The sequence below is a fragment of the Pseudomonas sp. NY15354 genome (assembly GCF_048068075.1).
Taxonomy (GTDB): Bacteria; Pseudomonadota; Gammaproteobacteria; order Pseudomonadales; family Pseudomonadaceae; genus Aquipseudomonas; species Aquipseudomonas guariconensis_C.
Window position 1 is genome coordinate 1 of sequence record NZ_JBLUPV010000006.1, and the last position, 25604, is coordinate 25604.

The following is a 25604-nucleotide window of genomic DNA, read 5'->3' on the forward strand; positions in this document are numbered from 1 at the left end:
TACGATGCGTTGGGGGATATCTCGACGCTGGCCGATCCTGGGGTGGTGCAGCATCTGATCGATACCCACAAGGCGATGGCGTTGGCGTCGGCTTGAGATCGGGCGGGGCCGCTTGGCGGCCCTTCTCGCCGGTCAAGCCTGCTTCTACAGGGCAGGCAACCCAATGAAACCCCGCTCGGGCAACCGGCGGGGTTTTTGCTTTACTGAAGGGATGTTACCCGACATTCATCGGTAACCTTTCCTGTCACCGATTTCGCACAAAAGCGGGGCGAGTCGAAACAGTTAGATACTAATGTGGTGCGGCGTGGGTGGCTTTTTTTGCAAGCCGGCACGCTGGACTTGCCGGCGTACAAGGCTTTGCCAATAATAGGCCCGCTTATTGCTTGGCTTATAGGTTATTTTTCTTTTGCTCTTGCATATTGCGCGGGAGCTGTCAATATCGCCCGCCGCGGTTCAAGGCGCTTCTGTAAGTAGTTGTCGCTTTGAAGAAATATCGGTCACCGGGCTGTCGTTAAAATGCCACTCACTCGCTCGTGGTCTGCGACCTTGGTCGATACCCCCGCGGCTCGCGTTGTACCCATTCGCATGTCGGGCAGTCGTTATACCTGCCTTGTATTGCCCTGTACCGATGGAGTTACCTGATGAAGAAGCTCGCACTGCTTGGCGCCCTGGCGCTGTCCGTGTTGTCCCTGGCATCGCAGGCCGATGAGAAACCGTTGAAGATCGGTATCGAGGCCGCCTATCCACCCTTCGCCTTCAAGCAACCCGACGGCAGCATCGCCGGTTTCGACTACGACATCGGCAACGCCCTGTGCGAAGAGATGAAAGCCAAGTGCACTTGGGTCGAGCAAGAGTTCGACGGCCTGATCCCCGCACTGAAGGTGCGTAAGATCGACGCCATCCTCTCGTCCATGTCGATCACTGAAGACCGCAAGAAGTCGGTTGACTTCACCAAGCGCTACTACCTGACCCCGGCCCGCCTGGTCATGAAGGACGGCACCCAGGTCAGCGAAGACCTGCATGAGCTCAGCGGCAAGAAGATCGGCGTGCAGCGCGGCTCGATCCATGACCGCTTCGCCAAAGAAGTCCTGGCGCCCAAAGGGGCCACCGTCGTGCCATATGGCACCCAGAACGAAATCTATCTCGACGTCGCCGCCGGCCGCCTGGACGGTACCGTGGCCGACGCCACCCTGCTCGAAGACGGCTTCCTCAAGACCGACGCTGGCAAAGGCTTCGCCTTCGTCGGCCCGTCGTTCACCGACGTGAAGTACTTCGGTGATGGCGTCGGTATCGCCGTGCGCAAGGGCGACAACGCCAATCGTGAGCGTATCAATGCCGCGATCGACGCGATCCGCAAGAACGGCAAGTACAAGGCGATCGAAGCCAAGTACTTCAACTTCGACATCTATGGGCCAGAAGCTCAGTAAGACGTCGGGTTTCACCTGTGCAATGGTGCAAACAGCAGAGGCTCTGAGGTTTGCACCATTTTTCATTCCAAGTCCCGAGGAATCCCAATCATGTTGAAAGGCTACGGGGCAGTCATCCTCGATGGGGCATGGCTGACGCTGCAGCTCGCCCTGTCGTCGATGGCCCTGGCCATCGTGCTTGGCCTGATCGGCGTGGCGCTGCGTTTGTCGCCAGTGCGCTGGTTGGCCTGGCTGGGCGATATGTATTCCACGGTGATCCGTGGCATCCCTGACCTGGTGCTGATCCTGCTGATCTTCTACGGCGGTCAGGATCTGATCAACCGCATCGCGCCGCTGGTCGGCTATGACGACTACATCGACCTCAATCCGTTCGTGGCAGGTGTGGGCACCTTGGGCTTCATTTTCGGTGCGTACCTTTCTGAAACCTTCCGCGGCGCGTTCCTGGGTATTCCCAAGGGGCAGGCCGAGGCGGGCATGGCCTATGGCATGAGCGGTGTGCAGGTCTTCTTCCGCATCATGGTGCCGCAGATGATCCGCCTGGCGATCCCTGGTTTCACCAACAACTGGTTGGTGTTGACCAAGGCCACGGCGCTGATTTCGGTGGTCGGCTTGCAGGACATGATGTTCAAGGCCAAGCAGGCAGCCGATGCCACGCGTGAGCCTTTTACCTTCTTCCTGGCGGTGGCGGCCCTGTACCTGGTGCTCACCAGCATCTCGCTGCTGGCCCTGAAGTACCTCGAGCGACGCTATTCGGTGGGCGTAAAGGTGGCTGAACTATGATCTTCGACTACAACGTCATCTGGGAGGCCATGCCCCTTTACCTGGGCGGCCTGCTGACCACCCTGAAGCTGCTGTCGCTGTCGCTGTTCTTCGGTTTGCTGACGGCCATTCCCCTGGGCCTGATGCGGGTCTCCAAGCAGCCGCTGGTGAGCCTCATCGCCTGGCTGTATACCTATGTGATCCGCGGCACGCCGATGCTCGTGCAGCTGTTCCTGATCTACTACGGCCTGGCGCAGTTCGAAGCCGTGCGCGAGAGTTTCCTCTGGCCATGGCTGTCGAGTGCGACCTTCTGTGCGTGCCTGGCCTTTGCGATCAATACCAGTGCCTACACTGCCGAGATCATCGCCGGTAGCCTGCGGGCCACCCCGCACGGTGAAATCGAAGCGGCCAAGGCCATGGGCATGTCGCGCATGAAGATGTACCGCCGCATCCTGCTGCCCTCGGCACTGCGCCGGGCACTGCCGCAGTACAGCAACGAGGTGATCATGATGCTGCAGACCACCAGCCTTGCCTCGATCGTTACCCTGATCGACATCACTGGCGCGGCACGTACCGTCAATGCCCAGTACTACCTGCCTTTCGAGGCCTACATCACGGCGGGCGTGTTCTACCTGTGCCTGACCTTCATCCTGGTGCGCCTGTTCAAGATGGCCGAACGCCGCTGGCTCAGCTACCTGGCGCCACGCAAGCACTGATCGCTCTGTGAGAACCGACAGCATGTACAAACTTCAAGTCCAAGACCTGCACAAGCGCTACGGCAGCCACGAGGTGCTCAAGGGCATTTCGCTCGAAGCCAAGGCGGGCGACGTGATCAGCATCATCGGCTCCAGTGGTTCGGGCAAGTCGACCTTCCTGCGCTGCATCAACCTGCTCGAGCAGCCGCATGCCGGCAAGATCCTGCTCAACAACGAAGAGCTCAAGCTGGTCCCAGGCAAGGATGGCGCCCTCAAGGCCGCCGATCCCAAGCAGTTGCAGCGCATGCGTTCGCGCCTGTCGATGGTGTTCCAGCATTTCAATCTCTGGTCGCACATGACGGCGCTGGAGAACGTGATCGAAGCGCCGGTACACGTGCTGGGCGTGAATCGTAAGGAAGCGCTGGAAAAGGCCGAGCACTACCTGAACAAGGTGGGCGTGGCCCATCGCAAGGATGCCTTCCCCGGGCACATGTCCGGTGGCGAGCAGCAGCGGGTCGCGATCGCCCGGGCCCTGGCCATGGAGCCTGAGGTGATGCTGTTCGACGAGCCGACCTCGGCCCTGGACCCTGAGCTGGTGGGTGATGTGCTCAAGGTCATGCAGTCGCTGGCCCAGGAGGGGCGCACCATGGTCGTGGTGACCCACGAAATGGGCTTCGCCCGTGAGGTTTCCAACCAGTTGGTGTTCCTGCACAAAGGGTTGGTGGAAGAGCGCGGCAACCCGCGCGAAGTGCTGGTCAATCCGCAGTCGGAGCGACTCAAGCAGTTCCTTTCCGGCAGCCTGAAGTAAAGGCTGCGCCTTGCACCAGAATAGGGCATGCTGCGCAGCGAGGCGCAGCATGACCCGGCGCCACAGACACGAACGACCCCAGGTTTCGGACCACGCCCTATGACCACCCAGCGAATCGGATTTCTCATCTGGCCCAGCACTCGGCCGCTGACCCTGGCGCTGGCCGAAGAAGTGCTGCAGGTGGCCCAGCGGGTGCATCCGGATGTGGCTTATGACCTGGTCTTTCTCCAGGCCGAAGCAGCATCCGAAGAAGCCTGGCGTTTGCCGGGCGAGCCGTGGAATGGGCGCCTGGAAGGCTGTCAGAAGCTGTTTCTCCTGGCCGATGAGCCCCCTGCGGCGGTGGGTTCGGCCTTGTCGTCCGCGCTCAAGCAGTTGGCGCGCAGCGGTTGCATGATTGGTGCGCTGTCGGCCGGGGTGTACCCGCTGGCGGCGCTGGGCCTGCTCGATGGTTATCGCGCCGCGGTGCACTGGCGCTGGCAAGATGATTTCGCCGAGCGCTTTCCCAAGGTTATCGCCACCAGTCATCTGTTCGACTGGGACCGTGATCGCCTGACCACTTGCGGTGGCATGGCGGTGACCGATCTTTTGCTGGCGGTGCTGGCGCGTGACCACGGTGCCGAGCTTGCCGGTGCGGTGTCCGAGGAGCTGGTGGTCGAGCGCATCCGTGAAGGGGGCGAGCGCCAGCGGATTCCGTTGCAGAATCGTCTGGGCTCCAGCCATCCGAAGCTCACCCAGGCGGTGCTGTTGATGGAAGCCAACATCGAAGAGCCGCTCACCACCGACGAAATCGCCCAGCATGTGTGCGTGTCCCGTCGGCAGCTCGAGCGGATCTTCAAGCAATACCTCAATCGCGTGCCCAGCCAGTACTACCTGGAGCTGCGCCTGAACAAAGCGCGGCAGATGCTGATGCAGACCAGTAAGTCGATCATCCAGATCGGGCTGTCGTGCGGGTTCTCTTCCGGGCCGCACTTCTCCAGTGCCTACCGCAACTTCTTTGGCGCCACGCCGCGCGAAGATCGCAACCAGCGGCGCAGTGCCAGCCCGTTCGAGCTCAGTTCGGCGCCTGCTGAAAAGGGCTGAGCCCTGGTCATTTGGGCCGGCTTTTTCGCGGGTGGGCCGGCCCCCACAAGTCCCCCTTGGCGTTGATGTTCGGTGCGGCCCCCGTGGGCCCGGGTTCGCCTGCGAAGAGGCCCTCGCAACTCCCCGCTGTTCTTATGTGAACACCCGTTCACCCATCCCTTTCTCTCCCGTACACTGCGCGATTGCGACAGTGTTTGTCGCATTGCCGAAAACCTGCCTGAAACAGGGTTTTGCGCTGTAACAAGTTGTCGCCTGGCAGCAAGGACAGGCGCCGATCAGTCCTTACAATCCCCCCATCGCTCGCCACTTCCAGGCCAGCGTTCCTCTTCAGGAGACTCAGATGTCCGTTGAGCAAGCCCCGGTGCAACGTGCCGATTTCGACCAGGTCATGGTTCCCAACTATTCTCCGGCGGCCTTCATTCCTGTGCGAGGCGAGGGCTCCCGAGTCTGGGATCAATCGGGTCGCGAACTGATCGATTTCGCCGGCGGCATCGCCGTGAACGCCCTGGGCCACTGCCATCCGGCACTGGTCAAGGCCCTGACCGAGCAGGCCAACACCCTGTGGCATGTGTCCAACGTCTTCACCAACGAGCCAGCCCTGCGCCTGGCCCACAAGCTGGTGGACGCGACCTTCGCCGAGCGTGCCTTCTTCTGCAACTCCGGCGCCGAGGCCAACGAGGCCGCATTCAAGCTGGCCCGTCGAGTGGCCCATGACCGCTTCGGCCCCGAGAAGCACGAGATCATCGCCACCGTGAACAGCTTCCACGGTCGCACCCTGTTCACCGTCAGCGTCGGTGGCCAGCCCAAGTACTCTGATGGCTTCGGTCCGAAGATCACCGGTATCAGCCATGTGCCGTACAACGACCTTGAAGCGCTCAAAGCCCAGATTTCCGACAAGACCTGCGCCGTGGTGATCGAGCCGATCCAGGGCGAAAGTGGTGTGGTCCCGGCCGACAAGGCCTACTTGGAAGGCGCGCGCAAGCTGTGTGACGAACACAACGCGCTGCTGATTTTCGACGAAGTGCAGACTGGCGTGGGCCGTACCGGCTCGCTGTATGCCTACCAGCACTACGGCGTGACCCCGGACATCCTCACCAGCGCCAAGAGCCTGGGTGGCGGTTTCCCGATCGGCGCCATGCTGACCACCACCGACCTTGCCAAGCACCTGGCCGTCGGCACCCACGGCACCACCTATGGTGGCAACCCACTGGCCTGCGCCGTGGCCTGCGCCGTGCTCGACGTGGTCAACACGCCCGAGACACTGGCCGGCATCAAGGCCAAGCATGAGCGTTTCAAGGCTCGCTTGGAGAAGATCGGCCAGCAGTCCGGCCTGTTCACCCAGGTGCGTGGCGTCGGTCTGCTGATCGGTTGCGTGCTCAGCGATGCCTGGAAGGGCAAGGCCAAGGACATCCTCAATGCCGCCGAGAAAGAAGGCGTGATGGTCCTGCAGGCCGGCCCGGACGTGGTGCGCTTCGCACCGAGCCTGGTGGTGGAAGATGCTGACATCGACGAGGGCCTGGCGCGCTTCGAACGTGCCGTGGTCAAGCTGACCCAGGGCTGATCGCCCGCGGTCACCTTCGCCAGCTCTGACTGCGGTCGGGCTGGCGATACCCGAATTTCTTCGCGGGCGCCCGCTTTTAGACCAAGTAGCGCGCCCGTTGTTTTTCCGTGCCGCTGCGTCGGCCTGTTTTCCCAAAGGAGTGACACCATGCTGGTGATGCGCCCCGCGCAAATGGCGGATCTGAACGAAGTGCAGCGTATGGCTGCCGACAGCCCCATTGGTGTCACCTCGCTGCCTGACGACGCCGGTCGCCTGGGCGACAAGATCGCCGCCTCGGAAACATCTTTTGCCGCCGAAGTGAGCTTCAACGGCGAAGAGAGCTACTTCTTTGTCCTCGAAGACAACGAAACCGGCAAGCTTGTCGGCTGCTCGGCCATCGTCGCTTCGGCGGGCTACTCCGAGCCGTTCTACAGCTTTCGTAACGAGACCTTCGTGCACGCCTCGCGTGAGCTGAAGATCCACAACAAGATCCACGTCCTGTCGTTGTGCCACGACCTGACTGGCAACAGCCTGCTGACCAGCTTCTACGTGCTGCCGGAACTGGTGAACAGCGCCTTCGCCGAGCTCAACTCCCGCGGCCGCCTGCTGTTCATGGCCTCGCACCCGGAGCGCTTCGCCGATTCGGTGGTCACTGAGATCGTCGGCTACAGCGATGAGCAGGGCGAATCGCCGTTCTGGGATGCCATCGGTCGCAACTTCTTCGACCTCAACTATGCCGACGCTGAGCGTCTGTGCGGCCTGAAGAGCCGCACCTTCCTCGCCGAGCTGATGCCCCACTACCCGATCTATGTGCCGCTGCTGGCCGATGAGGCCCAGGAAGCCATGGGGCAGGTCCATCCGCGGGCGCAGATCACCTTCGACATCCTCATGCGTGAAGGCTTCGAGACCGAGCACTACATCGACATCTTCGACGGTGGCCCGACGCTGCACGCGCGCACCTCGGGCATTCGCTCGATCGCCCAGAGCCGGGTGGTGCCGGTCAAGCTCGACGACAGCCCGATCAAGGGTGGGCGCGCCTACCTGGTCTGCAACGGCCAGTTGCAGGATTACCGCGCCGTGCTGCTGGAGTTGGACTGGGTGCCGGGCAAGCCGGTCAGCCTGAGCCACGAAGCTGCCGACGCCCTGGGGGTCGGTGAGGGCGGCAGCGTCCGTCTGGTCGCCGTCTAAGCCTGCACCCGGCCCGCCCGTGTCGGGGCGCCGGTTCAGAGAGATTCGCGGCAGGCACGAGCCGCCGCACAAGGAGATAGCATGATCGTTCGTCCCGTACGCAGCAGCGACTTACCCGCGCTGATCGAATTGGCACGCAGCACCGGTACCGGCCTGACCACGTTGCCGGCCAATGAAGGCCGTCTCGGACATCGCGTCGGCTGGGCCGAGAAGAGCTTCCGTGGCGAGGCCGAGCGCGCTGATACCGACTACCTGTTCGTACTGGAGAACGATGAAGGCCTGGTGGTCGGCATCTGCGCCATCGCCGGTGCCGTCGGCCTGCGTGAGCCCTGGTACAACTACCGGGTCGGCCTGACCGTCAGCGCCTCCCAGGAGCTGAAGATCTACCGCGAAATCCCGACGCTGTTCCTGGCCAACGACCTGACCGGCAACTCCGAGCTGTGCTCGCTGTTCTTGCGCGGCGACTACCGAAGTGGCCTCAATGGTCGCCTGCTGTCCAAGGCGCGCATGCTGTTCATCGCCGAGTTCCCTGAGCTGTTCGGTAACAAGATCATCGCCGAGATGCGCGGCATGTCCGACGAGAATGGTCGCTCGCCGTTCTGGGAAAGCCTGGGGCGGCACTTCTTCAAGATGGAGTTCAGCCAGGCCGACTACCTCACTGGCGTGGGCAACAAGTCCTTCATCGCCGAACTGATGCCCAAATTCCCGCTGTACACCTGCTTCCTGTCCGAGGCGGCGCGCAACATCATCGGTCGCGTGCACCCGGATACCGAGCCTGCGCTGGCCATGCTCAAGCGCGAGGGCTTCAGCTACCAGGGCTATGTCGACATCTTCGACGCAGGCCCCGCCATCGAATGCGAAACCTCGAAGATCCGGGCCGTGCGCGAAAGCCAGACCCTGGTGCTGGCGGTCGGTACGCCAGGTGACGACGCGACCCCTTACCTGATTCACAACCGCAAGCGCGAGGATTGCCGCATCACCGCGGCGCCGGCACGCCTGGCGGCCGGCACCCTGGTGGTCGATCCGCAGACCGCCAAGCGCCTGCGCCTGGGAGCCGGCGACAGTGTGCGCGCCGTGACGCTGTCCGCCAGCCGGGAGGCCCAATAAATGACGACCCATTACATCGCCGGCCAATGGCAGGCCGGGCAGGGCCAGGCCCTGCAATCGCTCAACCCGGTTACCCAGGCGGTGGTCTGGGAAGGGCAGGGCGCCGACCAGGCCCAGGTGGAGGCTGCCGTAAAGGCGGCGCGCGAGGCGTTTCCGGCCTGGGCGCAGTTGAGCCTGGATGCGCGCATCAGCGTGCTGGAAGCCTTTGCCGAGAAGCTCAAAGCCCAGGGTGATGCACTGGCCCGTTGCATTGGCGAGGAAACCGGCAAGCCCCTGTGGGAGTCGGCCACCGAAGTCACCAGCATGGTCAACAAAGTCGCCATCTCGGTGCAAAGCTACCGTGAGCGCACTGGCGAGAAGAGCGGGCCGCTGGCCGATGCCACCGCGGTGCTGCGTCACAAGCCCCATGGTGTCGTAGCGGTGTTCGGCCCCTACAACTTCCCTGGCCATCTGCCCAACGGCCATATCGTCCCGGCCTTGCTGGCAGGCAACTGCGTGGTGTTCAAGCCCAGCGAACTGACGCCCAAGGTCGCCGAGCTGACCCTCAAATGCTGGATCGAGGCAGGGCTTCCGGCAGGCGTGCTCAACCTGGTGCAGGGCGCCCGTGAGACGGGTGTCGCGCTGGCCGCCAATCCCGGTATCGATGGTCTGTTCTTCACGGGCTCCAGCCGTACCGGCAATTTGTTGCACCAGCAGTTCGCCGGCCGTCCGGACAAGATCCTCGCCCTGGAGATGGGCGGCAACAATCCGTTGGTGGTGGACGAGGTCCAGGACCTGGACGCTGCGGTCTACACCATCATCCAGTCGGCCTTCATTTCCGCCGGCCAGCGTTGCACCTGCGCGCGCCGCCTGCTGGTGCCGCAAGGCGACTGGGGCGATGCGCTGCTCAAACGCCTGGTCGAGGTCAGCCGTGCCATCAGCGTCGGCGCCTTCGATCAGCAGCCGGCGCCGTTCATGGGCTCTGTGATTTCGCTGCAGGCTGCCCGTGCACTGCTGGCTGCCCAGGCCGAATTGGTGGGCAAGGGCGCCGTGGCGCTGCTGGAAATGACCCAGCCTCAGGCTGACGCTGCCTTGCTGACCCCCGGCATCATCGATGTAACCGCTGTGTCCGAACGCCCGGACGAAGAGTTCTTCGGCCCGCTGCTGCAGGTGATCCGCTACAGCGATTTCGATGCCGCGATCGATGAGGCCAACAACACCCAGTACGGCCTGGCCGCGGGGCTACTGTCCGACTCCCGGGCGCGCTATCAGTACTTCTGGCTGCGCAGCCGCGCCGGCATCGTCAACTGGAACAAACAGCTGACCGGCGCCGCGAGCAGCGCGCCGTTCGGTGGCGTCGGGGCCAGCGGCAACCACCGCGCCAGTGCCTACTATGCAGCCGATTATTGCGCCTACCCAGTGGCTTCGCTGGAGACCGCGAGCCTCACCCTGCCGGCGACCTTGACGCCGGGCGTCACCCTATAACAACAGGTCTCGGAGCCTAGCCGATGAAATCCTACGAAGTGAATTTTGATGGCCTGGTGGGGCCTACCCACAACTACGGCGGCCTGTCCTACGGTAACGTGGCTTCGCAGAGCAACAGCCAGCAGCAGTCCAACCCACGTGAGGCGGCCCGCCAAGGCCTGGCGAAGATGAAGGCGCTGGCCGACATGGGCTTCAAGCAGGGCGTGTTGGCCCCGCAGGAACGTCCGGACGTTGCGGCCCTGCGCCGCCTGGGCTTCACCGGCAGCGATGCCGAGGTGATCCGCCGCGCCGCGCAGGAGGCCATGCCCCTGCTGGTGGCCAGTTGCTCGGCCTCGAGCATGTGGGTGGCCAACGCCGCCACCGTCAGCCCCAGCGCCGACACTGCCGATGGCCGCGTGCACTTCACGGCCGCCAACCTGAACTGCAAGTACCACCGCAGCATCGAGCATCCCACCACCAGCCGCGTGCTGGGCGCCATGTTCGCGGACGCAAAGCACTTCGCCCACCACGAGGCCCTGCCGGCAGTCGCCCAGTTCGGTGACGAAGGTGCGGCCAACCATACGCGCTTCTGCCGCACCTATGGCGAGCCGGGCGTGGAGTTCTTCGTCTATGGGCGCAGTGCCTTCGACAGCCGCTACCCCGCGCCACAGAAGTATCCGGCGCGTCAGACCCTGGAAGCTTCCCAGGCCGTGGCGCGGCTGCACGGGCTCGCCGATGAGGGCGTGGTCTACGCTCAACAGAACCCGGCGGTGATCGACCAGGGGGTGTTCCACAACGACGTGATTTCGGTGGGCAATGGCGAGGTGCTGTTCTATCACGAGGACGCCTTCCTCGAGACCGATACGGTGCTTGGCCAACTGCAGGCTAAACTGGCCAGCAAGGGCGGCAATTTTCAGGCGATCCGCGTGCCGCGGGCTGCAGTGACAGTGGAGGACGCGGTGCGCTCCTACCTGTTCAACAGCCAGCTGCTCAGCCGCGATGATGGTTCCATGCTGCTGGTGGTGCCGGAAGAGTGCCGTAACAACGAGCGGGTATGGTCCTACCTGGGGCAATTGACCAGCCAGGGCGGCCCGGTGAAGGAGGTCAAGGTGTTCGACCTCAAGCAGAGCATGCAGAACGGCGGAGGCCCCGCATGCCTGCGTCTGCGGGTCGCTTTGAAGGACAACGAACTGGCGGCGGTCAATCCAGGCGTTATCATGACCGCGCCGCTGTACGAAACCTTGGTCCAGTGGGTCGACAAACACTACCGCGATCGCTTGGGCGAAGCGGACCTGGCCGACCCGCAACTGCTGGACGAATGCCGTACGGCACTGGATGAACTGACTCAAATCCTGAAACTGGGTTCGGTCTATCCATTCCAACGCCAACCTTGAGAGAGAACTTGCAATGTCCGATGCCCTGCGGCTGATCCTTGAAGACAACGATGGTACCCAGCTGGAAACCTCCTGCACTCGCTTTGCTGTGGTATGGCAAGGCAAGGAAGTCTGGATCCAGCAGGATGGCCGCGGCCAGCTGTTGATCGGCGTCGACGTGGAGGAGGGCGACGCCGAGTACGCCAACCTGCTGCTGCGCCCGATGGCCACCAACCTGGTCAGCTTGCAGCTGGAAATGGAGCCGGCTGAAGTCGGTGACGACGACCACGTGCATGGCCCGGACTGCGGTCACCATCACTAAGGAAATGCCCTATGCTCGCCCTCGGAAAACTGCTTGACCTGACCCTGGCCAATCACGAACCGGCCGAGAAGACGCAAGTGACGGTCGAGGGTGTGCGCTTGCGCTGGCTGGGGGAGGGCGCCCTCGAGGTGCGCCCGCCCGAAGGCAAGGACAACGGTCTGGACTTGCTGCTCTCGGCCGGTATCCATGGCAATGAAACCGCGCCCATCGAGCTGCTCGACGAGCTGCTCCATGGCGTGGCCCGTGGCGACATCAAGCCGCGGGCGCGCGTGCTGTTCCTGTTCGGCAACCCCGAGGCGATCCGCAAGGGGGAGCGTTACGTCGAGCAGGACATCAACCGCCTGTTCAATGGTCGGCATGAGCTGTCCAGTGGCGCCGAGGCCTTGCGTGCGGCGGAGCTGGAGCAATTTGCCCGGGTGTTCTTCAGCCTGCCGGGGCGTACACGCCTTCATTACGACCTCCACACGGCGATCCGTGGCTCGAAGATCGAGCAGTTCGCGCTGTATCCGTACAAGGAAGGGCGTCGCCATTCCCGTCATGAGCTGGCCCGCCTGAACGCTGCGGGCATGGAAGCGGTGTTGCTGCAGAACAAGTCATCGATCACTTTCAGCGCTTTCACCTACGAGCAGCTGGAAGCCGAGGCTTTCACCCTGGAGCTGGGCAAGGCGCGACCGTTCGGCCATAACCAGCAGGTCAACCTCGACCGTCTGCAGGCGCGCTTGCTGCAGATCATTGAGGGCAACGAACCCGAGGGCGACGACAATCTCGACGGCTTGCAACTGTTCAGCGTCGCCCGTGAGATCATCAAGCACAGCGACGGCTTCCACCTGCACCTGCCGGCGGATATCGAGAACTTCTCCGAGCTGAGCAAGGGCTACCTGCTGGCCGAAGACCTGGCCGAGATGCGCTGGATCGTCGAGGAGGAGGGGGCACGTATCATCTTCCCTAACCCCAAGGTCAAGAATGGCCTCAGGGCGGGGATTCTGATCGTTCCTGACTCCGGCCAGCGACTAGGCTGAGCTGGCCCCGATACACTGGGCTCACGGCTGTGTGCGCAGCTCCAGTTGCAACGCCTGGCGCAGTCCGTTTTCAGTGAAGGCGGGTGGGTTGGTGTTCAGGAGGGTGCTGCCGCCGAATGTGAACTTGCAATCGGTGGGTAAGCCGATGCTCTGCAGCAGCAGGTTGTCCATCGGATAAGCGCCGTTTTTGCCTTGAACCTCGGTCTGGCCCGGAAAGACGGTGCCTGACATCGAGTTCCAGCCTTGGCACAGGCAGCGATACAGGTCGAGTAGTGGCAGTTGCGCAGCGCTCGACCAGCCTGGGTTGTATGCCAGGGTGCCGCCGCTGTAGCCCCAGCTACTCTGGTTTTCGTCGATGATGAAGTGGCTTTCGTCCTCATCTTCTTCGTGGTCGCTGGGTGTATAGGTCGTGAATTGGTGTCTGGATGCTTCGATCACGCTGATTGGTGCCCCGGACTGCCCGGCCTTTTTATCCAGGGCCGCCAGCAGCGCCTGGCCGCAGGGTAGTTTGCGCAGGAGCTCCAGCGCATCCTGTGCCGCTTGCCTGAACGGGTCGCTACCCGTCACTCGCACACCGATATTGCCCAGGGCCTGATGTTCGGGCATCACTGGTCGGGCTAGTCGTGCATCGTTTTCGGTATCACGGTAGAGGTCGACCCTGGAGGACTCGCTGCCAAGCAGGCGGTGCCCCGTGATGTTGATAACCGCGTCGCCCTTGTCGATGAGTACCGGGCCGCTACCGACCACAATCTGGTGCGTGCCGGTATGGGCGTCGATGTGGGCGATACCTGCGCCGGTCTCGATCCTGTTGCCGCTCCCTATCATGTCGATCAGCACCGTCTTCTTCACCTGCGGGGCGATGACGAGGTGGTGATTGCCATCGGTGAGGCGAATGGCGATGGCTTGGGCGGTATGCGCGGCGACCATGAATACCGCATCGTTGATGGTCACTTCCAGCAGGCATTCGCGAGGGGCGATACGTATGCGCTTTTGCTGCTCATCCGCGCGCAGCGTACGCGGGGCCACGTTGAACACCAGCAGCTCGCTGTTCTGGGTGCTGCGGCGATAGCGCCGCCCCAATGGATAGGTGCGTTCGAGGGTGATTCGCACATTTTCGTCGGCCTGGATGTACTTGACCTCGGTCTGCTGCTGAGGGTTGTCTTCGTTATTGTCGAAGGCGGTTTGCGAGTGGCCGGGTTCCCGTGCGTCGATGTAGTAGATCGGTCTCGGGTTGGCCTGCATGATGCCGTGGGGTAGCGGATGCGGGTCCGAGTGGAGTTTGGAGAGGTTCAGCTCAGGCATGGAATGCTCCGGTAGCGAGGGTGGGTCGGCAGGATCCCATTCCAATGCGCGGGTCAGGTGTTGCTTATGTACCGCATGGGTGGGCCTGCAGGTCTGCTTTTCCGTCCTGGCCGTGCTCATGAACGGCTTTTCATCCGCCGATTGCCGTTCTGGTGTACAAACACACTGTATCTCCCGTTCAGGCTGGATATAATGGCGCCCTTTGCCGTCGTTTCGTCGATTCGACGTATTAGCCCAAACGGCCGCCGTTTCCGTGGAAGAACCTATGAAAAGCGCAGAAATCCGTGAAGCCTTCCTTCGCTTCTTCGAGGAGCAGGGGCACACTCGAGTCGCCTCCAGCTCCCTGATTCCGGGCAATGACCCGACCCTGCTGTTTACCAATGCTGGCATGAACCAGTTCAAGGACTGCTTCCTCGGCCAGGAAAAGCGCGCCTACACCCGTGCCGTGAGCAGCCAGAAGTGCGTGCGCGCCGGTGGCAAGCACAACGACCTGGAAAACGTCGGCTATACCGCCCGTCACCACACTTTCTTCGAAATGCTGGGCAACTTCAGCTTCGGTGACTACTTCAAGCGTGACGCGATCACTTTCGCCTGGACCTTCCTCACGTCGGACAAGTGGCTGAACCTGCCCAAGGAAAAACTCTGGGTCACCGTCTACGCCAGCGACGACGAAGCCTACGACATCTGGACCAAGGAGGTCGGCGTGCCGGCCGAGCGCATGGTGCGCATCGGTGACAACAAGGGCGCACCGTACGCCTCCGACAACTTCTGGACCATGGGCGATACCGGCCCGTGCGGTCCTTGCACCGAGATCTTCTACGATCACGGCCCGGACATCTGGGGCGGCCCACCCGGCTCGCCTGAGGAAGACGGCGACCGCTACATCGAGATCTGGAACAACGTCTTCATGCAGTTCAACCGCACTGCCGATGGCGTCCTGCACCCGCTGCCGGCTCCGTCGGTGGACACCGGCATGGGCCTGGAGCGCATCAGTGCGGTCATGCAGCACGTGCACTCGAACTACGAGATCGACCTGTTCCGCAGCCTGTTGGCCGCCGCGGCCAAGGCCATCGGTTGCAGCAACGACGATCAGCCGTCGCTGAAAGTCGTCGCCGACCACATCCGTTCCTGCGGCTTCCTGATCGCCGATGGCGTACTGCCGTCCAACGAGGGCCGCGGCTATGTGCTGCGCCGCATCATCCGTCGTGCATGCCGCCACGGTAACAAGCTCGGTGCCAAGGGCAGCTTCTTCTATCAGATCGTCGCTGCCCTGGTGGCCGAGATGGGCGAAGCCTTCCCTGAACTCAAGGCTCAGCAGGCGCACATCGAGCGCGTCCTCAAGACTGAGGAAGAGCAGTTCGCCAAGACCCTGGAGCAAGGCCTGCGCATCCTCGAGCAGGACCTGGCCCAGCTCAAGGGCGACGTGGTGCCCGGCGATGTGGTGTTCAAGCTGTACGACACCTACGGCTTCCCCATGGACCTGACCGCCGACATCGCCCGCGAGCGCGAGCTGACCATCGACGAGGCCGGCTTCGAGCGCGAGATGGAGGCCCAGCGCGAGCGTGCCCGCTCCGCCAGCGCCTTCGGCATGGACTACAACAGCCTGGTGAAGGTCGACGTCGCCACTGACTTCCTCGGCTACAGCGCCACTGAAGGCCAGGGTAAGGTCATTGCCCTCTACAAGGACGGCCAGGCTGTCGAGCAGCTGGGCGAAGGCGAGCAGGGCGTCGTGATTCTGGATCGCACCCCGTTCTATGCCGAGTCCGGTGGCCAGGTGGGTGACACCGGGTACCTGCAGGCCGGCGGCGTGCGCTTCGATGTGCGTGACACCACCAAGACCGGTGGCGCCTTCCTGCACCACGGCGTGGTCGCCAGTGGCGCGCTGAGTGTCGGTGCCGAGGTCGAGGCGCGCGTCGATGCCGACGTGCAGCACGCCACCTCGCTGAACCACTCCGCCACTCACCTGCTGCACGAAGCGCTGCGTCAGGTACTGGGCGAGCATGTCCAGCAGAAGGGGTCGCTGGTCGACAGCCAGCGTCTGCGTTTCGACTTCAGCCACTTCGAAGCGGTGAAGCCCGAGCAGATCAAGGCGCTGGAAGACATCGTCAACCGCGAAGTGCGCAAGAACACGCCGGTGGAAACCGAAGTCACCGATATCGAGACCGCCAAGCGTAAGGGCGCCATGGCCCTGTTCGGCGAGAAGTACGGCGATACCGTGCGCGTATTGACCATGGGCGGGGACTTCTCGGTAGAGCTGTGCGGTGGTATCCATGCCAAGCGCACCGGCGATATCAGCCTGTTCAAGATCATCAGCGAAGGCGGCGTGGCCTCTGGCGTACGCCGTATCGAAGCGATCACCGGCGCCGCTGCGCTGGCCTACCTGAACACTGCCGAAGAGCAGGTCAAAGAAGCCGCGCAGTTGGTCAAGGGCAATCGTGACAACCTGATCGACAAGCTGTCGGCTGTGCTTGAGCGCAACCGTCAGTTGGAAAAGCAGCTCGAGCAGCTGCAGGCCAAGGCCGCCAGCGCCGCCGGGGACGATCTCTCCAACGCGGCCGTTGAGGTCAAGGGCGCCAAGGTGCTTGCCGCACGCCTGGATGGGCAGGACGGCAAGGCCCTGTTGGCCCTCGTCGATCAACTGAAGAACAAGCTCGGCCACGCAGTGATCCTGCTGGGCAGCGAGCATGAGGGCAAGGTCGTGCTGGTGGCCGGCGTGACCAAGGACCTCTCCAGCCAACTCAAGGCTGGTGACCTGATGAAACAGGCCGCTGCGAAAGTCGGTGGCAAGGGCGGTGGCCGTCCGGACATGGCTCAGGGTGGTGGCGTCGACGTCGCCGCGCTGGACGATGCCCTGGCCCTGGCCGTGCCGTTCGCCGAGCAGGGGCTTTGAGATGACCGAGGCCCACTGTCTAGTAGTGGGCCTCGGCGTGATGGATTGTTTATTGGGTGCCCATCGTGGGCTGAGGCAGCTTTGAAATGGCGTTGATCGTACAGAAATTTGGCGGCACCTCTGTCGGTTCCATCGAGCGGATCGAGCAGGTTGCCGACAAGGTCAAGAAATTCCGCGACCAAGGCACCGACCTGGTGGTAGTGCTGTCGGCCATGAGCGGAGAAACCAATCGCCTGATCGACCTGGCCAAGCAGATTACCGATCACCCCGTCCCGCGTGAGCTGGATGTGATCGTATCGACTGGCGAACAGGTGACTATTGCCCTGTTGACCATGGCCCTGATCAAGCGTGGCGTGCCGGCAGTTTCCTACACCGGCAACCAGGTGCGAATCCTCACCGATAGCGCGCACAACAAGGCGCGCATCCTGCAGATCGACGACCAGAAGATTCGTGCCGACCTCAAGGCCGGTCGCGTGGTCGTGGTGGCAGGTTTCCAGGGTGTCGACGAGCACGGCAACATCACCACCCTCGGTCGTGGGGGGTCCGACACCACCGGCGTGGCCCTGGCGGCAGCGCTCAAGGCCGACGAGTGCCAGATCTACACCGATGTCGATGGTGTCTACACCACCGACCCGCGCGTAGTGCCGCAGGCACAGCGTCTGGAGAAGATCACCTTCGAAGAGATGCTGGAAATGGCCAGCCTCGGCTCCAAGGTGCTGCAGATCCGTTCGGTCGAGTTCGCAGGCAAGTACAACGTTCCGCTGCGCGTGCTGCACAGCTTCAAGGAGGGTCCGGGTACCCTCATTACCATTGATGAAGAGGAATCCATGGAACAGCCGATCATTTCCGGTATCGCCTTCAACCGTGATGAAGCCAAGCTGACCATTCGCGGCGTGCCGGATACCCCGGGCGTTGCCTTCAAGATCCTCGGTCCGATCAGCGCGGCGAACATCGAAGTCGACATGATCGTGCAGAACGTCTCGCACGATAACACCACCGACTTCACCTTCACCGTGCACCGTAACGAGTATGAGAAGGCGCATAGCGTACTGGAGAACACCGCCCGTGAAATCGGTGCGCGTGAAGTGATCGGTGACACCAACATCGCCAAGGTTTCCATCGTCGGCGTTGGCATGCGCTCCCACGCGGGCGTCGCCAGCCGCATGTTCGAAGCATTGGCGAAGGAGAGCATCAACATCCAGATGATCTCCACCTCCGAGATCAAGGTCTCGGTCGTCATCGAAGAGAAGTATCTGGAGCTGGCCGTTCGCGCGCTGCATACCGCGTTCGAACTTGACGCTCCTGCCCGACAGGGCGAGTAAGACGCTGCCTGGAGGGGCGCGGCTTGCCGCGCCCTTCGCGTTTCTGGCTGTTGCGCAGGCGCCTGTCCCGCTGTGCGCTGCGGCTCACCCGGGCCCGGAGCTGTTCCCTATCTTGGCCCGACCCATTACAGACTGTTGTCCCTGATTGAATTGCGTGAGGAGAAAGTTATGTTGATTCTGACTCGTCGGTGCGCCGAGAGCCTGATCATTGGAGACGGTGAGATCACCGTGACGGTCCTGGGTGTCAAAGGCAACCAGGTGCGCATTGGCGTGAGCGCCCCTAAAGAAGTGGCTGTTCACCGCGAAGAAATCTACCTGCGGATCAAGAAAGAGAAGGACGAAGAACCAACCCTTTAATTTTTATCGATTTTTTTTCAAAAAAGGGTTTGCAAACGGGGAAGGGTCTGGTTATTATACGCCCCGTGTTGCGGTGAGGTGGCCGAGTGGCCGAAGGCGCTCCCCTGCTAAGGGAGTATACCTCATAAGGGTATCGGGGGTTCGAATCCCCCCTTCACCGCCATTTTTCGTGTAGGGCGCTGTAATTGGCCTAGTCACTTAAGTAGTTGAAATTAAACGAAAAAGTGCTTGGCAAAACGATTCAGCGAACTATAATGCGCGGCAAGACACGGACTCATAGCTCAGCTGGATAGAGTACTCGGCTACGAACCGAGCGGTCGGAGGTTCGAATCCTCCTGAGTCCGCCATTTAATGGGCGGTTTTGTTAAGTCAAAGCAGTTCATCACCAGTGGTAATCTGGTCTAAAAAATACCACCTACGGACTCATAGCTCAGCTGGATAGAGTACTCGGCTACGAACCGAGCGGTCGGAGGTTCGAATCCTCCTGAGTCCGCCATATATCAAGAAGCCCGCTCAATTTGAGCGGGCTTTTTGTTTTTCCGTATCGCTGAATTGTCAAGAATGTCGAACTAAGCTCTTTTCAAGGATGGCACCTCTGAAGAGCAGCGTCGTCAGGTCGGACACATTCTGTCGTATGTGCTTTTTCTTTTCTTACCGCCGTCGCACTGTTGGTTTCGAGCGTTGTCGTAGCTTTATCGCGCAAACGATTGTTCTGGCCAAAATTTTAAGCGATCTGACAGCTGATGCAGTGTATGATTGCGCCCGTCAGCCCCGCCGGGGCTAGTGGAATACCACCATGGACTTACCCAGTAGTTACTCGATAACACGATTTACCAAGCTAGATCTGACCGATTGATTCTCCCGGCGTGCTCCGCTGCTGGGAGTGGAGTTCGCCTATGACCGAAGTAGAAGTAAAGAAAGCCCAAGAGAGCCTGCAGGATCGCCTGGCCCAGGTGATCGAACTGTTGCAGCGCCAGCGGGTGGTCGAGGACCTGACGCACCGTCAGGAAGGTCATCACCACGACCTGGTGGAAAACCTTGTCCACCGCCAGAACCTGGTCGAGCTGCAGCGCAAGCTTGACGATCTGCACCCCGCCGACATCGCCTACATCCTCGAAGCCCTCCCGCTGGAAGACCGCCTGACGGTATGGCAGTTGGTGCGCTCTGAGCGTGACGGCGACATCTTGCTTGAAGTCTCCGATGCTGTGCGCCAGACCTTGATCGCCGACATGGACGATCACGAGCTGCTCGCCGCGGCCAAGGAGATGGACGCGGACGAACTGGCCGACCTGGCGCCGGAGCTGCCGCGAGATGTTGTCCATGAATTGATGGAAAGCCTCGATGCTCAGCAGCGCGAGCGCGTCCGCTCGGCCCTGAGCTACGACGAGGAGCAGGTCGGTGCACTGATGGACTTCGAGATGGTGACCATCCGCGAAGACGTCAGCCTGGAGGTCGTGTTGCGCTACCTGCGTCGGCTCAAGGAGCTGCCGGGTCATACCGACAAACTGTTCGTGGTCGACTACGACGGCATTCTCAAAGGCGTGCTGCCGATCAAGCGCCTGCTGGTCAATGACCCGGAGAAGAAAGTCGCGGAGGTCATGGCCAATGACCCGGTGTCCTTCCATCCCGAGGAAGATGCCTACGATGCTGCCCAGGCCTTCGAGCGTTATGACTTGGTTTCCGCGCCGGTGGTGGACAAGAGCGACCGTCTGATCGGTCGTCTGACCATCGACGAAATGGTCGACCTGATCCGCGAAGAGAGTGAGAGCGAAGTGCTCAACATGGCGGGTCTGCGCGAAGAGGAAGATATCTTCGCCTCGGTCTGGCGTTCGTTGCGCAACCGCTGGGCGTGGCTGGCCATCAACTTGATCACTGCGTTCGTGGCCTCGCGGGTGATTGGCCTGTTCGAAGGCTCCATCGAGAAGCTGGTCGCATTGGCGGCTTTGATGCCGATCGTGGCGGGTATCGGTGGCAACTCGGGCAATCAGACCATCACCATGATCGTACGTGCCATGGCGTTGGACCAGGTCTCGCCGGGTAACACCAGCCGCCTGATGCGCAAGGAATTGGCGGTTTCGCTGCTCAATGGCCTGATCTGGGGCGGGGTGATAGGTATCGTGGCCTTCTGGCTCTATGGCAGTTGGTCGCTAGGCTTGGTGATGACCGGCGCTATGACGCTGAACCTGCTGCTCGCTGCATTGATGGGGGTGCTGATTCCGATGACCCTGACCCGTTTGGGGCGCGACCCTGCGATGGGTTCGAGCGTCATGATCACTGCCGTCACCGACAGTGGTGGCTTCTTCATCTTCCTGGGGCTGGCCACCTTGTTCCTGCTCTGAGCATCCGTGCCAAATCCAGAACAAAAAAAAGCCAGCGTTGAGCTGGCTTTTTCGTGGGTGATGCAACAACTCAGGAAGCGTCTGCAGCCATTTCCACATCGTGAGCGATCAGGGCGACCAGCGCGTTCTGCTGGCGGTGGGAGAGTTGGCGGAAGCGTTGCAGGAGCTCTCGCTCGTGCAGGCTCAGCTCTGGGCTGTCCAGGCGCATGCTCAGCTCGTCGCCCAACGCACCTTCCTGGATGAGGCTTTGTTCCAGGCGGGCGATGATCTCGGAGTTCATGCTGCGGTGGTGGTTGCGCGCTACCTCGGCAATGCGCTCACGCATTCCGTCTGGCAGGCGGACGACGAACTTGTCAGCGGTGCGGCTTGAATAGATAGCCTGTTTCATTGGGCGCATATACATTGACCGGTTTTTCTGGTTCAGGGGAAGCGGTTCTCAAATTGGCCGCACGGTGGTGGCTACGACCGTGACGGCGACAAAATGTTCAACCGGGTTCTCATTCTGGGTGCTCATCTTGCCCTATGGCCGCCGTTTCATTGGCGTCAATTCTGTGACAAATAGTGATCCGAATAAAGGCTTTTTGCCAGTACCAATTATCAGAAATGAGTACTGGTTTGAAAAGTTTTGCTTTTTTCGAGATATACGGCTGTCAGATTAATGCCGCCAAAATCTGTCAAAAGTCAGCAATGGCCATAGAAAATCCTTAAAATACGCAGGTTCCCTCACTTGAGCATAGTGGCTATGCGACATGACGCAAGCGGTGCGTCCCGGCTGGGCGGTCGCCTGATATTTCTGATAGGACCGTCTGGATCGGGAAAAGATTCCCTGATTGATGCTGCGCGTGCGCAATTACTGGAAAACGGCGTCGAAGTCGCCAGGCGCGTCATCACCCGTTCGGCCGAATCCAGAGGGGAGGCAGCCCATGGCGTCAGCCCCGAAGCGTTCGAGCAGATGCGCGAGGGTGGGGCGTTTGCCATGCACTGGCAGGCCAACGGCCTGCAATACGGTATTCCAGTGCAAGTGAATGAATGGCTGTCCAGTGGGCGTCATGTCCTGGTCAATGGATCTCGTGGCTATCTGCCGGAGGCGCGGCGGCGCTATCCGCACCTGCTGGCCATTCGCTTGGAGGTGGCGCCACAGGTGCTGCGTCAGCGCTTGCTGGCCAGAGGACGGGAGACAGCCGAGCAGATCGAGCAGCGCCTGGCGCGCAACGCCTTGCTGCAGATAGGTGATACCCAGGGCGTGCATGTGCTGGACAACTCGACATCCCTGGCTGACACCGTTGAGGCCTTGTTGCATCTGCTGACCGAGGAGGGAGTGATCGAGGTGGGGGGCATGGCCCCGGCTGTCTAGGCGCACCGGTCTGCGAGGGGCGATCGGCAGGTCTTGTCCAGGCTGTCGTTGTCGAAAAGGGCTACGGCCAAAAAGCCGATTCAGGCATGACAAACGGTCGAGTGCTGGTTAAGATGCTCGCCGCTTCACGCGCCGCCGTGGCTGTTGCGAAGCGTCACAAGCGGAACTCCCTCGCGCGGGAGTCCGGCCTATCCGTCCTCGTAGTTTAATGGATAGAACGGGGCCCTCCTAAGGCCTTGATGCAGGTTCGATTCCTGCCGGGGACGCCATCTTCTGGTAATGCTTTCATTACTGTTCTCGCCTTTCAATCTTGAGAGTCAATCATCCACCCAGCCATCGAGCTCGGGATTTCGATTGACGAAAATCCTTATCCCTGATTTATTGAAACCGTTTTCATAACCCTGCCCATAAGTACAGACAAGAAGGTCATAGGGTGAACAAGATGCATGCTCCTGCCCGCGGGCGGGTCACTATCAGCGAGGTGGCCCAGGCTGCCGGCGTTTCCAAGGCCACGGTCTCGCGCTACATCGGCGGCGACCGGCAATTGCTCGCCGATGCCACCGCCCAGCGTATCGAGGCTGTGATCGAGCGGCTTGGTTATCGCCCCAACCGCATGGCCAGCGCGCTCAAGCGGGGTCGCACGGGCTTGATCGGCATGCTCCTGGCCGATATTCGCAACCCTTATTCCGTGGCGGTGATGCATGGCGTCGAACTGGCTTGCCGCCAGCATGGCTACAGCCTGGTGGTGTGCAATACCGATTGTGATGACGAACAGGAGTGTCTGCACCTGCAGGCGCTGCAGTCGTACAACGTCGATGGCCTGATCGTGAACACCCTTGGCCACCATGCGGGCGAATTGGCCAGCCTGGGCCGCGAACTGCCGATGGTGCTGGTGGACCGGCAACTGGCTGAACTGCAGACCGACCTGGTGGGCCTGGACAACGCCGATGCCGTCGAACAAGCATTGGAGCACCTGCAGGGGCAGGGGTATCGCGACATCCTGGCGGTCACCGAACCCCTCGATGGCACCAGTTCGCGTCAGGAGCGGGTGTCTGCGTTCCAGGCGTCCATCGCTCGGCGCCCTGGCTTGCGCGGGCAGGTCCTGGAAGTGAGCCATCGCTTGCCGGAGCAGTTGACAGGGTTTCTGGCGGGTGCTGGCCATGGCCCGCAGGCGCTGTTCAGCTGTAACGGCGTGGCGACCCTCGAAGTCATGGGCCATCTGCATGGTCGGGGTGAGCATCCATTCCACAACCTGGGCCTGGTCGCCCTCGATGATCTGGACTGGTACCCCTTGGTCGGGAGCGGAATCACGGCCTTGGCCCAGCCCACCGAGCGCATTGGTGCCGCTGCATTCCAGTGCTTGCTGGAGCGTATGCAAGGCAGCCAGCTACCCGCCCGCCGCCTGGACCTGCGGGCTGAGCTCATCGTTCGAGGCTCCAGCCGACCGATTGACTGAAAAACAGCGCGGCCTGCGTGTCGCGCTGTTTTTTACCTGGAAATGAAACCGGTTTCATTCGACAAGAACAAGGACAACGACAATGCACGCGAACCCTGTTTCCATCAGCCTGTCGAGCTTTGGCGCCGATACCGTAAGGCGCCAAGGCCAGATCGCTTACCTGCCTCTGCTGGCCGCAGCCGGCGCGCGCCGCGTGGAGTGGCGTGAGGAGTTGTTCGAGGCCTGGCCCGATGCCGCTGAACTTGCCAATGCCAGTACTGCGCTCGGCCTGGAGAGCCTGTTCTCCACCCCGCTGGAACTGTGGCGCGAGGATGGCAGCCTGGAGCCGGAGGTGGCCGCTCGACTGCAGTTGGCCGGTCAGGTTGGCGCTGTGGCGCTGAAGGTCTCCCTTGGCCACTATCACGACCACTGCGACCTCGAGGCTCTGCGTCCATTGCTGGGACAGGGACCCGCGCTGTTCGTGGAGAACGACCAGACCGTTCAAGGCGGGCGCTTGCAACCGTTGCTGAACTTCTTCCAGCGTGCCGCCAACCAAGGCCTGGCGCCGGGCATGACCTTCGACATCGGCAACTGGTACTGGCAGGACGAGTCCCCCCTGCAGGCGGCGCGTGCCTTGGGGCCCTGGGTCCGTTACGTGCATTGCAAGGCCGTCGAGCGCCGTAAGGATGGTCGATTGGCGGCGGTTCCTCCGCAAGCGAGCGATCTGGCCCATTGGCGCGAGCTGATGCGCTGTTTTGCCCCGAACGTGCCGCGCGCCATCGAGTACCCCTTGGTCAGTGACGATTTGCTGGCGTTCACCCGCGAGCAGGTGGCACAGCTGGCCGCGCTCGAGGTGGAGGTGTGCCATGGCTGATCTGGACGTGCTTTGCTTCGGTGAAACCATGGCCATGTTCGTGGCCGAGCAGTGCGGCGAGCTGGCCCTGGTCGAGGGATTCGGCAAACGCATCGCCGGGGCCGACAGCAATGTGGCCATCGGCCTGGCACGCCTGGGTTTGCAGGTGAACTGGCTGAGCCGGGTGGGCGCCGACTCGCTCGGTGCCTTCGTGCTCGCCAGCCTGCGCCGCGAGGGGCTGAGCTGCGATGACGTCGAAATCGATCCCGAACACCCCACAGGTTTTCAACTCAAAGCCCGCTGCGACGATGGACAGGATCCTCAGGTCGAGTACTTCCGTCGCGGTTCTGCGGCGAGTCACCTATCACCCGCTGTGCTACGGCCAAGCCTGCTGAAAGCGCGGCACCTGCATGCCACGGGGATTCCGCCAGCGCTGTCGGCGTCTTGCCGCGAACTTTCCCATAGCTTGCTGGATGCCATGCGTGCCTGTGGGCGGAGTATTTCCTTCGACCCGAACCTACGCCCGTCGCTGTGGCCGAACGCGCAGACCATGGTGCAGGAAATCAACGCCCTGGCGTTCAAGGCCGACTGGGTGCTGCCCGGGTTGGAGGAGGGGCGTGTGCTCACCGGCCGGCAGTCACCCGAGGCCATTGCCGGCTTCTACCTGGAGCATGGCGTGCAGCGAGTGGCAATCAAGCTTGGGGCGCAAGGTGCGTATTACCGCGATGCCGAAGGCGCCGAGGGCATCGTGGCGCCGCAGCCGGTGGCCCAGGTGGTGGACACGGTGGGGGCGGGTGATGCCTTTGCCGTCGGCGTGATCAGCGCCTTGCTCGAAGGCCTCGACCTGCGCCGCGCCGTGGCGCGAGGCAACTGGTGCGGTAGCCGCGCGGTGCAATCGCGCGGTGACATGGAAGGGCTGCCGCAACGCTTTGAGCTGGACACCTTCGAGATGCGCGCGAGCGCATGACGACCGAACCTGCCGGCCTGGCCG

23 protein-coding genes and 4 tRNA genes are annotated in these 25604 nt (G+C 62.0%); 25 read left to right on the forward strand and 2 right to left on the reverse strand.

All coding sequences use genetic code 11. From position 1 onward, the window contains the following. From ACNFCH_RS08095 to astE, 13 genes are all read left to right on the forward strand, one after another. Window positions 1-96, forward strand: a 96-nt coding sequence (locus ACNFCH_RS08095) for a hypothetical protein (RefSeq protein WP_416742658.1), incomplete at its 5' end; no start/stop codon positions are given. 545 nt (window positions 97-641) lie between these two features. Continuing rightward, complete coding sequence (locus ACNFCH_RS08100) at window positions 642-1427, forward strand: ABC transporter substrate-binding protein (protein ID WP_070092504.1); 786 nt, start codon at window positions 642-644, stop codon at window positions 1425-1427. A gap of 90 nt (window positions 1428-1517) precedes the next feature. Beyond that, window positions 1518-2207: an ABC transporter permease gene (locus ACNFCH_RS08105; protein ID WP_070092503.1), complete on the forward strand. Its 690-nt coding sequence runs from the start codon at window positions 1518-1520 to the stop codon at window positions 2205-2207. Beyond that, window positions 2204-2902: an ABC transporter permease gene (locus ACNFCH_RS08110; RefSeq protein WP_416742606.1), complete on the forward strand. Its 699-nt coding sequence runs from the start codon at window positions 2204-2206 to the stop codon at window positions 2900-2902. Before ACNFCH_RS08105 ends, ACNFCH_RS08110 begins: the two co-directional genes overlap by 4 nt. A gap of 22 nt (window positions 2903-2924) precedes the next feature. Beyond that, a complete protein-coding gene (locus ACNFCH_RS08115) occupies window positions 2925-3689 on the forward strand; it encodes an ABC transporter ATP-binding protein (RefSeq protein WP_323114267.1) in 765 nt (254 codons plus the stop codon). Window positions 3690-3788: 99 nt separating this feature from the next. Continuing rightward, the gene (argR, locus tag ACNFCH_RS08120) at window positions 3789-4769 is read left to right on the forward strand and encodes a transcriptional regulator ArgR (RefSeq protein ID WP_196164876.1); all 981 of its coding nucleotides are present in this window, start codon (window positions 3789-3791) and stop codon (window positions 4767-4769) included. Window positions 4770-5109: 340 nt separating this feature from the next. Continuing rightward, on the forward strand, window positions 5110-6330 hold the full coding sequence (locus tag ACNFCH_RS08125; RefSeq protein WP_416742607.1) for an aspartate aminotransferase family protein: 1221 nt from the start codon (window positions 5110-5112) through the stop codon (window positions 6328-6330). 147 nt (window positions 6331-6477) lie between these two features. Continuing rightward, complete coding sequence (gene aruF / locus ACNFCH_RS08130; protein WP_043209401.1) at window positions 6478-7497, forward strand: arginine/ornithine succinyltransferase subunit alpha; 1020 nt, start codon at window positions 6478-6480, stop codon at window positions 7495-7497. An 81-nt stretch (window positions 7498-7578) separates the two neighbouring features. Further along, window positions 7579-8604, forward strand: a complete 1026-nt coding sequence (astA, locus tag ACNFCH_RS08135) for an arginine N-succinyltransferase (RefSeq protein WP_070092497.1) — start codon at window positions 7579-7581, stop codon at window positions 8602-8604. Then, window positions 8605-10068: a succinylglutamate-semialdehyde dehydrogenase gene (gene astD / locus ACNFCH_RS08140; RefSeq protein WP_337157169.1), complete on the forward strand. Its 1464-nt coding sequence runs from the start codon at window positions 8605-8607 to the stop codon at window positions 10066-10068. Between the two features lie 23 nt (window positions 10069-10091). Next, window positions 10092-11441 (forward strand): N-succinylarginine dihydrolase, encoded by a 1350-nt coding sequence (gene astB, locus ACNFCH_RS08145; protein WP_416742608.1) that lies wholly within the window; start codon window positions 10092-10094, stop codon window positions 11439-11441. Between the two features lie 13 nt (window positions 11442-11454). After that, a complete protein-coding gene (locus ACNFCH_RS08150; RefSeq protein ID WP_070092494.1) occupies window positions 11455-11742 on the forward strand; it encodes a topoisomerase II in 288 nt (95 codons plus the stop codon). An 11-nt stretch (window positions 11743-11753) separates the two neighbouring features. After that, entirely contained in the window at window positions 11754-12761 is a 1008-nt protein-coding gene (astE, locus tag ACNFCH_RS08155) for a succinylglutamate desuccinylase (protein WP_337157167.1), read from the forward strand. A 21-nt stretch (window positions 12762-12782) separates the two neighbouring features. Here the strand turns inward: astE and ACNFCH_RS08160 are convergent, their stop codons facing one another. Further along, on the reverse strand, window positions 12783-14063 hold the full coding sequence (locus ACNFCH_RS08160; RefSeq protein ID WP_416742609.1) for a M91 family zinc metallopeptidase: 1281 nt from the start codon (window positions 14061-14063) through the stop codon (window positions 12783-12785). Window positions 14064-14328: 265 nt separating this feature from the next. Here ACNFCH_RS08160 and alaS point away from each other — a divergent pair, with 265 nt between their 5' ends. From alaS to mgtE, 7 genes are all read left to right on the forward strand, one after another. After that, a complete protein-coding gene (gene alaS, locus ACNFCH_RS08165; protein ID WP_337157165.1) occupies window positions 14329-16953 on the forward strand; it encodes an alanine--tRNA ligase in 2625 nt (874 codons plus the stop codon). A gap of 86 nt (window positions 16954-17039) precedes the next feature. Next, window positions 17040-18275 (forward strand): aspartate kinase, encoded by a 1236-nt coding sequence (locus ACNFCH_RS08170; RefSeq protein ID WP_043209416.1) that lies wholly within the window; start codon window positions 17040-17042, stop codon window positions 18273-18275. A 168-nt stretch (window positions 18276-18443) separates the two neighbouring features. Then, window positions 18444-18632, forward strand: a complete 189-nt coding sequence (gene csrA / locus ACNFCH_RS08175; protein ID WP_043209419.1) for a carbon storage regulator CsrA — start codon at window positions 18444-18446, stop codon at window positions 18630-18632. A 72-nt stretch (window positions 18633-18704) separates the two neighbouring features. Next, window positions 18705-18795 (forward strand) — tRNA-Ser (locus tag ACNFCH_RS08180). 107 nt (window positions 18796-18902) lie between these two features. Continuing rightward, window positions 18903-18979: transfer RNA gene (locus ACNFCH_RS08185), tRNA-Arg, on the forward strand. 72 nt (window positions 18980-19051) lie between these two features. Beyond that, window positions 19052-19128 (forward strand) — tRNA-Arg (locus tag ACNFCH_RS08190). Between the two features lie 400 nt (window positions 19129-19528). Then, a complete protein-coding gene (gene mgtE, locus ACNFCH_RS08195) occupies window positions 19529-20971 on the forward strand; it encodes a magnesium transporter (RefSeq protein WP_196164885.1) in 1443 nt (480 codons plus the stop codon). Between the two features lie 70 nt (window positions 20972-21041). On the opposite strand, the gene ACNFCH_RS08200 is transcribed toward mgtE, so the two are convergent. Further along, the gene (locus tag ACNFCH_RS08200) at window positions 21042-21368 is read right to left on the reverse strand and encodes an Arc family DNA-binding protein (protein WP_003254499.1); all 327 of its coding nucleotides are present in this window, start codon (window positions 21366-21368) and stop codon (window positions 21042-21044) included. A 345-nt stretch (window positions 21369-21713) separates the two neighbouring features. On the opposite strand from ACNFCH_RS08200, the gene phnN reads away from it, so the two are divergent. From phnN to ACNFCH_RS08225, 5 genes are all read left to right on the forward strand, one after another. Next, window positions 21714-22325, forward strand: a complete 612-nt coding sequence (gene phnN, locus ACNFCH_RS08205) for a phosphonate metabolism protein/1,5-bisphosphokinase (PRPP-forming) PhnN (RefSeq protein ID WP_337157164.1) — start codon at window positions 21714-21716, stop codon at window positions 22323-22325. Window positions 22326-22519: 194 nt separating this feature from the next. Continuing rightward, window positions 22520-22594: transfer RNA gene (locus tag ACNFCH_RS08210), tRNA-Arg, on the forward strand. Window positions 22595-22767: 173 nt separating this feature from the next. Then, window positions 22768-23781, forward strand: a complete 1014-nt coding sequence (locus ACNFCH_RS08215; RefSeq protein WP_416742610.1) for a LacI family DNA-binding transcriptional regulator — start codon at window positions 22768-22770, stop codon at window positions 23779-23781. Window positions 23782-23863: 82 nt separating this feature from the next. Further along, the gene (locus ACNFCH_RS08220; RefSeq protein WP_416742611.1) at window positions 23864-24634 is read left to right on the forward strand and encodes a sugar phosphate isomerase/epimerase family protein; all 771 of its coding nucleotides are present in this window, start codon (window positions 23864-23866) and stop codon (window positions 24632-24634) included. Continuing rightward, a complete protein-coding gene (locus ACNFCH_RS08225; protein ID WP_337157161.1) occupies window positions 24627-25580 on the forward strand; it encodes a sugar kinase in 954 nt (317 codons plus the stop codon). The genes ACNFCH_RS08220 and ACNFCH_RS08225 overlap by 8 nt, the downstream gene beginning before the upstream one ends. The last annotated feature ends 24 nt before the right edge of the window (window positions 25581-25604 follow it).